12 protein-coding genes and 1 other RNA gene are annotated in these 14,461 nt (G+C 44.6%); 6 read left to right on the top strand and 7 right to left on the bottom strand.

The features are described from left to right. Positions 1–390: 390 nt before the first annotated feature. Positions 391–799: RNase P RNA component class A (gene rnpB / locus KIH87_RS17280), an RNA gene on the top strand. Between the two features lie 224 nt (positions 800–1,023). Beyond that, complete coding sequence (locus tag KIH87_RS17275; protein ID WP_232359100.1) at positions 1,024–1,419, top strand: glycine zipper domain-containing protein; 396 nt, start codon at positions 1,024–1,026, stop codon at positions 1,417–1,419. Positions 1,420–1,445: 26 nt separating this feature from the next. Here the strand turns inward: KIH87_RS17275 and KIH87_RS17270 are convergent, their stop codons facing one another. From KIH87_RS17270 to KIH87_RS17250, 5 genes are all read right to left on the bottom strand, one after another. After that, on the bottom strand, positions 1,446–2,792 hold the full coding sequence (locus KIH87_RS17270; RefSeq protein WP_232359099.1) for an ATP-binding protein: 1,347 nt from the start codon (positions 2,790–2,792) through the stop codon (positions 1,446–1,448). A 28-nt stretch (positions 2,793–2,820) separates the two neighbouring features. After that, positions 2,821–3,552 (bottom strand): response regulator, encoded by a 732-nt coding sequence (locus KIH87_RS17265; RefSeq protein WP_232359098.1) that lies wholly within the window; start codon positions 3,550–3,552, stop codon positions 2,821–2,823. Positions 3,553–3,878: 326 nt separating this feature from the next. Beyond that, positions 3,879–4,592 (bottom strand): porin, encoded by a 714-nt coding sequence (locus KIH87_RS17260; protein ID WP_232359097.1) that lies wholly within the window; start codon positions 4,590–4,592, stop codon positions 3,879–3,881. Between the two features lie 184 nt (positions 4,593–4,776). Beyond that, entirely contained in the window at positions 4,777–5,295 is a 519-nt protein-coding gene (locus KIH87_RS17255) for a DUF3019 domain-containing protein (RefSeq protein ID WP_232359096.1), read from the bottom strand. A 5-nt stretch (positions 5,296–5,300) separates the two neighbouring features. Next, positions 5,301–6,143: a MipA/OmpV family protein gene (locus KIH87_RS17250; protein ID WP_232359095.1), complete on the bottom strand. Its 843-nt coding sequence runs from the start codon at positions 6,141–6,143 to the stop codon at positions 5,301–5,303. 569 nt (positions 6,144–6,712) lie between these two features. Here KIH87_RS17250 and proB point away from each other — a divergent pair. From proB to KIH87_RS17230, 4 genes are all read left to right on the top strand, one after another. Further along, entirely contained in the window at positions 6,713–7,819 is a 1,107-nt protein-coding gene (gene proB / locus KIH87_RS17245; RefSeq protein ID WP_232359094.1) for a glutamate 5-kinase, read from the top strand. Positions 7,820–7,961: 142 nt separating this feature from the next. After that, positions 7,962–9,212: a glutamate-5-semialdehyde dehydrogenase gene (locus KIH87_RS17240; protein ID WP_232359093.1), complete on the top strand. Its 1,251-nt coding sequence runs from the start codon at positions 7,962–7,964 to the stop codon at positions 9,210–9,212. 495 nt (positions 9,213–9,707) lie between these two features. Beyond that, positions 9,708–10,115 (top strand): hypothetical protein, encoded by a 408-nt coding sequence (locus KIH87_RS17235; protein WP_232359092.1) that lies wholly within the window; start codon positions 9,708–9,710, stop codon positions 10,113–10,115. Positions 10,116–10,156: 41 nt separating this feature from the next. Then, the gene (locus KIH87_RS17230) at positions 10,157–12,025 is read left to right on the top strand and encodes a tetratricopeptide repeat protein (protein ID WP_232359091.1); all 1,869 of its coding nucleotides are present in this window, start codon (positions 10,157–10,159) and stop codon (positions 12,023–12,025) included. A gap of 784 nt (positions 12,026–12,809) precedes the next feature. Here the strand turns inward: KIH87_RS17230 and KIH87_RS17225 are convergent. Continuing rightward, on the bottom strand, positions 12,810–13,280 hold the full coding sequence (locus tag KIH87_RS17225) for a YaiI/YqxD family protein (protein WP_232359090.1): 471 nt from the start codon (positions 13,278–13,280) through the stop codon (positions 12,810–12,812). Continuing rightward, entirely contained in the window at positions 13,273–14,367 is a 1,095-nt protein-coding gene (gene hemH / locus KIH87_RS17220) for a ferrochelatase (RefSeq protein ID WP_232359089.1), read from the bottom strand. The genes KIH87_RS17225 and hemH overlap by 8 nt, the downstream gene beginning before the upstream one ends. Positions 14,368–14,461: the final 94 nt, after the last annotated feature.

Below are 14,461 nucleotides of genomic sequence, written 5' to 3'. Positions count from 1 at the left end.
CGTTAACTTGATGAGATGATTGCTCATATACTCATATGTTCTGACGTTGTTACTACCTACATGACCTCTAAACCTCAGTGGCCTGTCAGATGACACCGAATTTTTACGTAATGGTTATGCTAGTCACAGTACTGCCTCCACCTGAATCCCCGACTCCAAACTTGCATCTTAGGGGTCATCGAAATTTGTTGCACAGGGGAAATAGGGAATACAAGACAAACTCCTACCTTTCATTCTCAGGTGCATCAATTTAGATTTAGCTTCCAAACTAAAATTTCACTCTTATTCCGTTCGTAAATAGAGCAAAGTATCGACGATTTGTTTGGAGCCCCATTATCTAGCATAAAGATTTCGTTTTACAACCCCTGATAATTGCTTAGAATGCGCCGTGGAGTTGGCCAAACAATCGCTGCCTCGCTACCTGAGTTCATTAAATAGTATAGTCAGTAATACCGTTTTTAATAGTGAGCTCAGGTAGCGAGGTGGAGGAAAGTCCGGGCTCCAAAGGGTAAGGTGCCAGATAACGTCTGGGCGGCGTGAGCCGACGACAAGTGCAGCAGAGAGTAGACCGCCAGCAGGTTTCGACTTGTTGGTAAGGGTGAAAGGGTGCGGTAAGAGCGCACCGCGCAACTGGTAACAGTTTGTGGCATGGTAAACTCCACCTGGAGCAAGACCAAATAGGGTTCCGTATGGCGTGACCCGCGTTGGAACCGGGTAGGTTGCTTGAGCCAATGAGTGATCATTGGCCTAGATGAATGATTGTTCTCGACAGAACCCGGCTTATCGGCCAACTCCACATTATCTTTTGTCTAGAGGGGATTTTTCAGGGCTTATTTGATTATCGGAAGTTATACGAATTAGCCGCTCTGTGATTGAAAAGTGTACTGCTTTTGGCATCCTTTTAAGGCTTAAAATGTAGTAAATTTTTTTTATAAAATTAACTTTTATACACTTTTATACAGTAAATTTTCTTCAAATTTGCCATTATTCTGCCATCAAGACCACGATGTTTGGAGTTGTACAATGATTAGTGATGGCGCTGAATATGGCAGAAAACTTCTTATTACCAGCATTATTCTCACGTCATTAACCGGATGTTTATCAACCGGCGCGCAACATCGTCCAATTGTTGATGGTGGTGATTTAGCTAACTATGAAACGGATTTGGCTGATTGCCAGAAAGTGGCGCAACAGCGAGACTATATTAACGAAGATACTAAATCTGATGGCATTATCGGTGCTGTTGTTGGAGCGCTATCCGGCATAGGCGAAAGTAAGGAAGACACTATTGCCGGAGCTATTATTGGTGCCGCCATTGGCATGGCTGGTGGTGCTTACGATGCCAGAGATGAAAGAAAAAAGATTGTGATACGTTGTATGCAAGGGCGTGGTTACAATGTTGTAGAGTCTACGAGCTAACTTCTCTTTTTCTTAAAACCCACTTCTTAATTTTGTAGCTGCTTAGGCCACTGTAATTTAAAACTCGCGCCACCAATTTCCGATTTTCCGATCGATACATTTCCTTTATGTAATTCTATATAGCGCTTTACTATCGCAAGCCCTAGTCCTATGCCGCCTGACGTTCTGTCTCGACTTTGATCCAGCCGAACAAAAGGATCAAACAGGTTGTTCCAGTTTTCTTCGGGAATGCCTGCACCATCGTCATTGATATGTACTGATACATGTTGTTGTTCATCAAGAATGACAACCTGAACATCTTGGTTTGCATAGCGTACAGCGTTGCGGATCAGATTATCGACAATACGGGTAATCGCGTCTTTATCGAAATCACAGAGAATGCTTAGGTTTTTGTCTGTAATTCTCCCTTCATCTGAGCAAAGTACAGAGAAGCGCAAGTTGGCATTGGGGGCGCGGAATTTATCGACAATGTTATTAATAACGTTCACCAGATTATGTTGTTCGATGGTGAGTTTCGGATCTTCCCGATCAAATCGGGCATAAGTCAGTAATTCATCAACCAGGCTGTCTAATTCTTCAATATTTTCATCCATGGTATCCAGATACTTTTGTCGGGCAGATTCCTCTTTTACATCTCGAACCATTTCCATTGCAAAGCGAATTCGGGCAATGGGGGTACGTAATTCATGGGAAACCGCATGAGATAACTCTTTATGAGATTTGATCAGGCGCTGAATACGATCTGCCATGGCATTAAAGCGGACAATCAATTCATGAAGCGGCCTTGATATATCCGTGGTGGCTCGAACTGAAAAGTCTCCTTTGCCAAACGCGGTTGCAGCTTTGGTCAGCGACATCAAACTTCTGGAGATGGGCCATACCCAGAGGAAAACCACAAAGGCAAGCCCGCCAAAGAACACCATGGTGTAGATTGCTGTCGGCTGGCTGGCTGTGCCGTTGATGATCGGCCCCAGTACGATAACTTGATGGCTGTCTGACAGTTTTTGAATGAACCAGCTTGTTCCTTCAATATCATTAAACAGGGTGACAATGCCGCCCATATTCAGATAATGCTGCTGTTCTTCGTTCATTTGCAGGTTTTGCCATGCTTGAGTGCCCAACTGCTCTTGGTTGATAAGGCTTACCGGGTAGCCAAAAGAAGAAGACACGGCATTGAGATAAGCCAAACGTTCGCCTTCCTGTTGGCGTTTTAGTTCTTTATTCAGTAAGAATAATGTCCCTTTGTGTATATCCAGATCGGTGGTGAGTGAAGCTTGTTTATCATAGCTATCAATGAATTGATCAATACTCCAGCCCAAACCAACAATGGCAACCGTGAGCAACAGGTACAATCGAAAAAACAGGCTTCTCATCTTTGCAGTTTACAACCTATGGGGCTTTTTAATTTTGCCATGCGTCAGAAACGAACAAGTATCCTTTCTTCCACACGGTTTTAATTTTTTGTGGTTTGTTTGAGGAATCATGCAGCTTTTTACGTAGTCTTGAGACCAGCATATCGACCGTGCGATCCAGGCCGTCGTAGCCAAATCCTCGCAGGTTGTTAAGCAAATCATCACGAGACAACACTTGATCAGCATGAGCAGCAAACAAACACAGCAGTTCCAGTTCGTTGGTGGTCAGGTCTATTTGCTCGTCACCAATAAACACTTCCTGCTTAATTTTGTTGATTGCTAACTGACCAAACTGAAAAATATCTTTGCTATTTTCGTCTTTGTTATTGCTTTCTGTTTGATGCGCTCTGCGTAATAAAGCGTTGATTCTGGCTAGCAATAAGCGTGGTTGAACCGGCTTGCAAATATAGTCATCGGCACCGACTTCTAATCCTACGATTTGGTCAATTTCGTCTGTGCGAGCGGTGAGCATAATTACGGGAAGGTCGGACTGAGCGCGTAATTCACGGCAAATATCCAGGCCATTTTTGCCGGGCAGCATAATATCCAGAATGACCACATCGGGTTGTTTGGCAAGAATTCGCGCTGTAGCAAGATCGCCCCGGCCTTCGATCGTGACTTTAAAACCTTGCATTGTAAAATAGTCTTCTACCAGAGAAGCCAGACTTGTGTCATCTTCGACCAAAAAAACATGACCCAATTCGTTATTTGCAGTTGTCATGAGTGTGTGATGTCCCTTTGTTTTGAATAGTATTGCAACGAAAGTGTATGAGCTGAAGAGGGAATCGACATTAAATAACGCTCTCAGGGAGTAAATGTTGTTCCGAGCCATCAATTACGCACAGAAATTTGCCTCAGACTCGCCGTAAATCAATCCCTTGAGGCTCCACAGCCGCTTCACTGCGGCTGAGGGGCTGCTTACAACTTTCTGTGCGTGACTTGTCGTTATGCTCACTTATTTAGATGTCGACGCTTTCAGATCAATAAAGCACAGTAAGGCTATTCTACCCCTTACTGTGCTGCTTGTTATGATAATTTCAACTTGCGTTAGAAGCGATATTGCAAAAACATACCGATTTCTTTGTCTAACTGAGAGTCTGATTCATAGCCATTCTTCAAGGTATCAAAATCTGTTTTGCTGATAAACACGCCGATATCCGTGTTGCGGTTCAGATTGTAGTTAACCCCAATGGTGGCTGAGTATGCATGATCTTGTTCAAAATCGCGCAGATCACGATAAGTGTAATTCGCCATCAGCGTTAGGTTTTCAACAATATTCTTTTGTACGCCTACAGAATAGAAGGTTTCTTTTCTGTTACTGACTACGTCGCCATTCCATAAGGTATAGCCAGCGCCAAAGTTAACGGCAAAGTCATCGCTGAAAACGTATTTACCTGAAATATCGAAACCATAACCGAAGGTTTCATCATCGCCTTCCATCTGGGTTTCGTACATGCCGTGCAATCCTGCACCAGCTGTTAGTTCTAAACCTTCTTTATTGCCCTCGCGAGCGAGGAAGCGATAGCGAAGGCCGGAGAAATCAAGCGTTAAGTCATCAGTGATACCGTAACCTGCATTAAAGCCCAGTTGCCATGAGTTATCGCCGTTGCTCTCTTCGCCGTAGGCTAGAGCACCAGTGATGGCGACTTCACCATCGACCAGCGTAATGGGGCGCAAGACTGGATTCGCAGGGCTTAAGCTATCTGCCAATACACTTGTTGAGGCGCATACCAGAGCCAGTGCTGTTAATAATTTTTTCATTTCCAAGTTCCTTAATGTTGTTACCCTGAATGGATTAGGTGCATGTTAAGGCGCTTCCCTGTCTTAATCTTTAAGGGTTATGTGGCATTTTGTCAGCGAGATGTAAAATTGCTTTCCAGATGTCAAAAATTGTTAAAGTCAGGTTGTTATTTGTACGAGAACAGCAGAAAGTCTGGAAATTAAATTAGAAAATACGCCAGAAACTACGGCGACGTTTGGCGCGCAGACGTTGTACCAGTGTACTTGTAACAGTAACGGTGGTTTTCGCGGCAATAGTACCGTTTTCGCCGCGAGTAAGCAGGTAGGTTTGATTATTACCCGCTTCAAAATTCACTTGTAACGTGCCTGACCAGTTATTGTCCCAGCAGCGCAATGCTAGTTTCTGTTCTGCTTCGCGCAAACAATAATGGCCTGCACGGGGTACTTCCCATATCAGCGTGGTATTCATGCTGCAAACGGTTTGCCCTTCTTGTAATTCGCAGAGCCCGGGGCTGGCGACTAGAGTTGGCACAGGCGTTTTTAGTTCAACGCCAGATGGTTTTTGTTCTGCCACATTTTCAGGCTCAAAAGCGCTATTGGATTCCTGAGCTAAAGTTGGAGATACAGCCAACATGGTGCTAAAGGCTCCAAGCGCACCAAACACTCTAAACAATATAGAGTGTCGCTTAATTTGCTTTGTTGGAAAGTGACGGCGTGGCTGCATATTGATTAGAACACTCTCAACACGCCAACGCTGATGTTATAGCCGTAATCGTGTTGCACAATGGGGCTGTTCGACAGGCTATCACCCACTGTAAAGTAACCTGCTGTGCTAATTACAGACCAGGTTTCGCTTAAGGGACGCTCAAGGTAGAGATGTAAACTGGCAACCCAGGTTCCCGACGGTTGATAGACTGGTCGGGTTGGCGTCGCTTCGTCCTCATCGATGCCATAATAATAATCCACGGCATTCTCACTCAAATAAGATAATCCTATCGTAGGCAGTATCATCATGGTTTTGGTATAGAAGGCTTTAGATACATTCACACTAAGCAAACTGCCGTTATGCTCCGATAGTATGTCGTGAAGCATACGAATATTTAAGTTTACTTCGTCGAAGCGATAACTCATTTCTATCCCGGCTTCCAGCGACGGATTGCGATTTTTAATGCCATCCAGAATATGGGTATCTTTTTGTTGATCTTCTCTAATGGGACCAAACCATGTGCCAGTGATCAGGTTAAATTGTATGTCTTTCGTGCGCTTTAGAGTGTAGCCGATGGTTATCGGGCGACCCATGCGAGGTGTGGATTCAATAAAAAAGTTCTTATAATAAGCTCCGCCGGATAGCCACAGATCCAGATCAGCATCGCTACTTTCGTACTTTAAACCGTCGATTAGGGTTTGGCTGTGCTTCAACAATAAACCCACATCTACTTCCCAATGAAAATCCTCTTCATTCACTGGTGCATTGGTGGTTTCGCTTTCTGTTGCATTGGCGTTGGCAGTAATGGATAGAGCAAGGCTAATCAGAAGCAATAGACAGGTAGCCAGCTTGTTTATTCTTGTCATTAGTGGTGCCTACGTTGGTTAATGCTTGAGTGACAAGGTGAAGAAATCTGTAAGGTGCTGAGTATCAACAAGGGCGCAGCCTTTAATCAGGGCGCTAATGTAGAATCCCACCTTCTCTTAGTCAAGCGGGCTATTTGTGAAGAAATGTGAAATATCGACGAATATGAGAGAAATAGATGAATTTGATCACACTTGAAGTAGAGCTGAAAACAAGAAAACCATCCCTGGCTATTTTCCCTGTCGTTGCAATTTGATTAATGATTCTCTTGAGTCAAAAGTAGTGATCACGTTGAGTGTGTGTGTTTTCATCTGGTTGTCAGTCAGCGGGTTTCAGGTTTCAGACTCTGTTTCTCTGACTCGACTCATGGATTTTGGACAACTTCTTTATCTCAATCTGTTAGTTAAATGTATTGTTTTGTCACAAATTGAGTTTTTTTGTGTTTTCACCCCTGTTTCTTACTTGTGTATCGCCGTATTTTTCGTAATCTAACGGCTCTATTCTTTTGCATAGAGTCTAATGGTTTGAGTCTTATGGCTTAACTGGTGCAGCGTGAGTCTGAGGTTTGGGTATGTTGAATTTTGAATGGCAAAGAGCGGTGATTAAAGTTGGGAGCGCTCTTATTGCGCCCGACGGTACTCAATGCAGCGCGAAATATTTATTAGCCATCGCCCGGTTTATTACCGAAAGCCGATTGCAAGGCAAACAGGTTGTGTTGGTGTCTTCTGGCAGCGTTGCCGCCGGACGCGCCAATGTAGCTACGCGCCATGCGCCGTCGATCGCAGAAAAACAGGCGATGGCAGCGATTGGTCAAACTCGTATGATGGCGAACTGGGCGCGCTTTTTTGATTTCCCTTGCGCGCAAATCCTTCTCACCTATGACGACCTGCACAACCGCACTCGTTATGTGAATATTCAAAACACCCTGCGCGAGCTGTTGGCAAGAGAAGCCTTGCCTATCGTGAATGAAAACGATTCGGTTGCGGTTAACGAACTTAAAGTGGGCGATAACGATAATCTGGCTGCATACACAGCACTGGTTTCTCAAGCCGACACCTTGATTATCTGTTCTGATATTGATGGCCTATTTACGGCAGATCCGCGTAAGAACCCCGATGCTACTTTGATTGAGGAAGTGGAAACCATTACTCCGGAAATTTTCAAACTTGCTGGTGGCGCAGGTTCCAGTGTTGGTACTGGCGGAATGAAAACCAAGCTGGAAGCGGCGGAAAAATGCAGTAAAAGTGGTATTCAAACGCTAATTGTAAATGGTCGTAAAGGCGACGTGTTTGACGCTTTATTAGCGGGTAAAGTCAAAGGTACGCTGTTTCGTTCCGGGCAAACCCAAGACAATGCTCGTGCTCGCTGGCTAAAGCACACTTTGAAAACTGCGGGCGAAATTCATGTGGATGACGGCGCTCGTAAGGCGATTACAGAACGAGGTGCTTCACTGTTACCGTCGGGGATTATCGAAGTTAAAGGTGGGTTTAAGCCGGGCGAAGCGGTAAACATCGTCTTTGATGGAGGCAATATTGCCAAAGGATTGTCCTTATATAGCTCTGACGATTTAAGTGCCATTAAAGGCTTACGTAGCGACAAAATTGAACAGGCCATTGGCTACACTTATGGTGAAGCCGTGGTACATCGGGATGATATGGTGCTGGTCTTTAGTAAATAAGAGCCTGGTAAATAGAACATAAAAAACGACAGAAAAATAACAAGAAAGTAGATAGAGCACTGACCTTAAGTTGTTAAATGGGCGATGCTGTGACAAAGCCAGTGCGAAAAGAACATAGTGAAAAGAATAGTTGGAGTAGTGAATGAGTTTTTCTGTTAAAGACGCCGCCAAGAAAGTCAAACTGGCGTCGAGGCAATTAGCCAATTTATCCAGTCAGGAAAAAGACGCTGTGCTTATGAGCGTAGCGGAGCAAATTCATCAACGTGCAGAGCACATCATTGCCGCGAATAAGCGAGACCTGCAAGACGCTGAACAAAATGGTATCGAAGCTTCCATGCTGGATCGCTTGATGCTGGATCATGCGCGTTTGCAAGGCATTGCCGATGCGGTGAGAGAAATTGCGGGTCAGCCCGATCCGGTTGGCAGTATCAATAATATCAAGCGCCTGCCCAGTGGTATTCAAGTGGGAAAAATGCGTATCCCGCTTGGCGTAATAGCCATGATTTATGAAGCTCGCCCTAACGTGACTATTGATGCTGCTGCATTGTGCTTTAAAGCCGGTAATGGCGTGATTTTGCGCGGTGGCAAAGAAGCACTTCACTCCAATCTGGCTTTGGCTGAATGTTTACATGCTGCTTTTGAACAGCATGGTGTTGCTGCGGATGCGGTTGTCGTTATCCCTGATCCTGACCGCGCCATCATGCAAGAATTACTTACCTTGAGCGATGACGTGGATTTGATTATTCCTCGCGGCGGAGAAGGTTTGATCCGCTACGTGACGGCAAATAGCCGCATTCCCGTGATCCAACACTATAAAGGTGTGTGTCATTTGTACGTGGACAAGGATGCGGATTTAGCCAAGGCGCTCAATATTCTCGACAACGGAAAAACTCAACGTGTTAGCGTGTGTAATTCACTGGAAACCTTGCTGGTTCACGAATCCATCGCGGCTGACTTTATGCCAGTGGTTGCTCAGCTCTTTGCGGAAAAATCGGTGAAAGTCCATGCGTGTGAAAAGGCTATTTCGTATTTTGATGGGGCCGAAGCCGCGACCGAAGAGGATTGGCATGTTGAATATCTGGCACTGGAAATTGCTGTGCGTATCGTCGCTGATTATGACGCTGCGGTCGAGCATATTCAGGAATACGGCTCAGGCCATACCGACGTGATCATCACTCAGGATTACAGCACCGCCAACCGCTTTACTCGCGAGATTAACTCTGCGGTGGTCATGGTCAATGCCTCTTCGCGCTTTTCCGATGGCGGACAACTTGGCCTGGGCGCAGAAATCGGCATTTCTACCAGCAAACTTCACGCCTACGGCCCAATGGGCGCAGAATCGTTGACGACAGAAAAGTTTGTCGTGTTAGGCGAGGGACAAATTCGGGGGTAGAGATTGCCCCTGACTTTTATTTGGATAATTCCTGCCATATAGAAAATGGCAGGAATGGCTTGTATTACATTTTATCTCGTCATGCTGATGGCTATCAGCATCTCTTTATTCCAAGTTTAAATCTATACACCTCTCGTCGTTCCTGTGAAGGCAGGAACCCATAGACTCAGTCGTTTGCAACGAAGTACTTTGGTTCAAATTCCGAGTTTATGGATCCCCATCTGCGTGGGAATGACAAATTAGTGGGGGCTTGAGCGACTAATGTTGTTTTTGGTCAAGCAGAACTGGTGAGAGATTCTGGCCTTCGCCAGAATGACGATGCTTAAATCCATATACTTCCCGTCGTTCCCGCGCAGGCGGGAATCTAATCTCGCTTTAATAGAACACGGGAGTCCGAAAATCCCAGTAGATAAATGCAGTTTTAAAAGCCTTTAAAAATATCCATTAATAAAATATGCTTGGTGGTATGTTAACTTGCTTAAAGGATTTCTTACCATGATGGATGTAGCCGTTCTATCTGCGGGCGTATTTATTAATCTTACTTACGACGTATTAAAAAACGGCGGAGCAATTATGGTTCCGCACTTAAGGGAAAAGCTAAAAGGTTGGATCTTTAGTGATGAAACCGCGACCAGCCTCTCAGAACTGACCGGAAACATTCCTCAGGAAGTGCGAGCAGATACAACTGCATTAACAGAGTATATTCAGTCTTCAAGTTTGTGGAATAAAGTCTTAGCAGACGTTAAGCAAGAGAATACCCAAAATAAGCAGGAAACGAATATTGAGGGCGATCTTCATAATCAATTTAATTTTCAGGGCGCTATACTTAATAATCCTACATTAAATTTCGATACTAAAGGGCAATCAACAGAAAGCGAGGTTGCTCCTGCAAAAAAGTCTTAACCACTTGCCCTCCTGAATGCCCTGACTTTGTTGGACGGCAAGTGGAACTGGATGCTTTAAGCGAAGCCGTTGTTAATGAAAAAAACAAGAATTTAGTATTACTTTCCGGTTTAGGGGGCATTGGTAAATCTACGCTTTGTGCCCGGTGGTTTAATGGCGTTGCTTTATCTCACTTTGATCATATTGCCTGGGTAAGTTGTAGGGACGGCATAGAAACCGGTTTGTTGGGAAGTCAAATTTATCAGCGGCTGAAAATAGAAGATGATCCTGCCGTGCTTATCGAACGTTTTGGTCATTTCACTGGAAAAATTCTCTGTGTTCTAGATGATATTCGTGATCCTGATGATCATCTGCTTCACCAATTCAAGAATATAGGTCATGCAGGTTTTACCCTAATAGCCACCTCTCGACAAAAACTCCAGGGGTTTGTTGCCCAGCCTGTAGGCTTTCTTTCTAAAGAACATTGCTACAAGTTGTTTCAGTGTTTTTATAAAACTGAAGAAAGAGAATTGGTTGAGGTGCTTATTGCTAAAGCCGGGCAACATACGTTAACGATCGAATTGATCGCAAAAACGATGGATGCCGGTGAGCTTAAACCGTCCGAAATGCTGGAAAAGTTAAAGCAACATGGTTTCGATTTGAGTCATGCACTGGATGAAGAAGCTGATTACCTAAAAGATGGTAAGGATCATACAGAACACCTGACCGATGCATTACGGTCATTATTTAATATTGCTGAGCTGGATGAAAGGTATCAGCATATTTTATTTTTATTAGGGCATTTTAATGGTGCAGATTTTGATAAAAAGAGAGTCAAAGAGTGGTTCCAGCTAGAGAGTCTTAAAGAACTTAATCAGCTTGAGAAACTAGGATGGATTGCTAGAACTGAAGATAGACGTTATAACCTGCATCCAGTTGTTTCGGATGTTGCCAGACAACTATTTAACACGGGGAATGAATCTGGTTCGTTAATATCTGTTATTCAGGAAAAAACATTAGATGCTTATTTAAAGCAAATAATTGCTAGTTTGTCTGACGAACATTTTAACAGTCGATTTCCCGGAGATTTTCATTTATTACAGCCTCTACAACAGTTTTTCACCTACATCTTTCATAAGAGCAGCACTTTTGCGCTGGCATTGCACCAAACGGCTTATCGTTTTCAATATCAGGGCAGCTACCTTCATGCGTTGCCGTTGTATGAGCGAGCGTTAGTTATTAGGGAAGCGGTATTGGGTCCCGAGCATCCAGATGTCGCGACGACGTTAAACAATCTTGGCGGTTTACACAGAGCAATGGGAGCGTATGAGAAGGCGTTGCCGTTGTATGAGCGAGCGTTAGTTATTAGTGAAGCGGTATTGGGTCCCGAGCATCCATCTGTCGCGACGACGTTAAACAATCTTGGCGGTTTACACAGAGCAATGGGAGCGTATGAGAAGGCGTTGCCGTTGTATGAGCGAGCGTTAGTTATTAGTGAAGCGGTATTGGGTCCCGAGCATCCATCTGTCGCGACGACGTTAAACAATCTTGGTGGTTTATATGAATCAATGGGAGCGTATGAGAAGGCGTTGCCGTTGTATGAGCGAGCGTTAGTTATTAGTGAAGCGGTATTGGGTCCCGAGCATCCAGATGTCGCGACGACGTTAAACAATCTTGGCGGTTTACACAGAGCAATGGGAGCGTATGACAGGGCGTTGCCGTTGTATAAACGAGCTTTAGCTATAATGAAAATAAAGTTAGGTCAGGAACATCCTCATACAAAAACTGTAGCTGGAAACTTTTTAATGGTTATTCAGTCATTTGTTGAAAAATTAAAAAGTGGTGAAGTGGCATCAGATTTTGATGTTCAGTCTTTGGAGTCGGATGTGCTTTTGGCATGGCAAATTATCAATGTAGAGCAGTCTGTGTAATTTGGTTTGAATGCGTCTGATTCTTTCAAGAGGTATATAGGTACAGGCCATTGTTTAGAATATTGTTTTAGGTTAATAAGTTACGCGATACCTTACGGCTTTTAAACAAATGATAAATGTAATAGAGGATTGAGGTTGTGCCTTGGATGATTTGTTTAAAAGCCGTATTTTTCTGGTGTTTTTTTGCTACTTTTTATTGAATCTTATTCAACCAGATTCACTCGTCCACCAACGCGAATAAGCTCGCATCGGCGCTGTTGTCTATCATCTGATCTACCTGCTTTTTCGCTTTTTTAAACTGGCTTCGTAGGTGTGATTTTAAATGCGATTTGGGATGTGATTTTAAAAGTGAAGAGCCGTTGTTTTTTGGTTGGATCATTACTGCCATATAGAAAAACGGCAGGAATGGTTTGTATGACATTTTATTTCATCATGCTGATGGCTATCAGCATCTCTTTATTCCAAGCTTAAATCCATACACTTCCTGTCGTTCCTGCGAAGGCAGGAACCCATAAACGCAGTTGCTTGCAACGAAGTACTTTGGTTCAAATTCCGAGTTTATGGATCCCCATCTGCATGGAGATGACAAGCTAGTGGGGGATTGAACTACTAACGTCGCTTTGGGTCAAGCCGAATTGGTGAGAGATTCAGACCTTCGCCAGAATGACGATATTGAGTATAAACATCATCTGGCTTAATGCTTCTATAGCGTAAGGTTTATATAGAACAAAACTGATATAGAGAATGAGCGTCATACTGAGTTTATCTCAGGAGCTCTATCGACTTAATTTTTAGGCTTATTCTTCGCCAGCCAGCGATCCAGTTCGTTGGCGAATTCTCGTTGTTCGGTTTGGCTTATGGGGGGGCTGCCGCCGGTGTCTACGCCGCTGGCGCGCATGGTGTCCATAAAGTCGCGCATGTTCAGGCGTGATTTGATATTGGTTTTGGTGAACATCTCTCCGCGTGGCGCAAGTGCCAGGGCTCCTTTATCGATAACTTCCGATGCAAGGGGGATGTCGCTGGTGATAACCAAGTCACCGTCCTGGGCGCGTTTGACGATTTCGTTGTCGGCGATATCAAAGCCTTTTTCTACCTGTACAAATTGCGTGTACGCGGATGGCGGTAAGCGCAGGTAGGTGTTGGCGACAAAGGTGATATGAATGTGAGTTCTGTCTGCTGCTCGGCATAGGGTTTCTCGTGCGTATTTCGGGCAGGCATCGGCATCAACCCAAATTTGGGGCGCTCGTTCAGACATTTGGGTTCTCACTTTGATGTTGCGCATACTGTTCTGCGCGAGTGTTTATGTCTTCTTGTGAACTTGACTTCCAACCTTGTAAGTTATCGCCCACTAACCCTGCTAGCATCTCAATGTGTTGGTCGCTGCTGTTTAGGCAAGGAATGTATTGATAGTCCTCGCCCCCCGCTTGCATAAAATAACCGCGATTTTCTACGCCGATTTCTTCAATGGTTTCCAGACAATCTGCCGAGAAGCCCGGGCAGATCATTTGCACGGATTTTACACCTTGGGCTGGCAGTGATTTCAGGGTTTCGTCTGTGTAAGGGCGTAACCATTCTTCGCGTCCAAATCGGGACTGGAAGGTGGTCATGTATTGGTCTTTGGATAGCCCCAGTTTTTCAGCAACCAGGCGTGTGGTTTTGTGGCATTCGCAATGATACGGGTCGCCATTTTTCAGGTAACGCAGTGGAATACCATGATAGGAAAAAATCAGTTTATCGGGCTTACCATTTTGCTTCTGGTGCGCTTCAATGCTGTTGGCGATGGCTTGAATATAGCGCTCATCGTCGTGATAGTGGCTGATAAAGCGAAAATCGGGCAACCAGCGACGAGTCGTGAAGTCGTGGGCAATAGCGTCGAAGGTGCTGCCAGTGGTGGAAGCGCAGTATTGCGGGTATAGCGGTAACACGATCAGTTTGCGAGCACCGCGTTTTAACATGCTGTCGATCACATCACTAATGGCGGGGTTGCCATAACGCATGGCGCAATCGACAATAACGTCGTCGCCAAACATGTCATGCAGTTTAGCGGCTAATTTGTCTTTCTGAGCCAATGTGTGTTGCATCAACGGTGAGCCTTGCTCTGTCCAGACCGAGGCGTAGGCGTGGGCAGATTTGGCGGGGCGCACGTTTAATATGATCAGGTTCAATATTAATTGCCATATGACTTTGGGCACCTCAACCACTCGAGGATCAGAAAGAAACTCTCTTAAATAAGGTTTGAGTGCTTGTTTGGTTGGCGCTTGTGGAGTACCCAGGTTGGTAATTAATACTCCGATTTTGTCGGCCTGATGATGAGAAAAGTCTGTATTTCCTTGATATTTCATTGGTCAGTTAGCTGTTCTCTTGTGTTGAACATAAGTTGCGCATGAATTGAGCACTAGTTGTATCCTGGCGCTTAAATCTATGCTTGCGTTTATG

This window comes from Paraneptunicella aestuarii (assembly GCF_019900845.1).
Classification (GTDB): Bacteria; Pseudomonadota; Gammaproteobacteria; order Enterobacterales; family Alteromonadaceae; genus Paraneptunicella; species Paraneptunicella aestuarii.
This window is presented reverse-complemented; position numbering and strand designations above follow the sequence as displayed.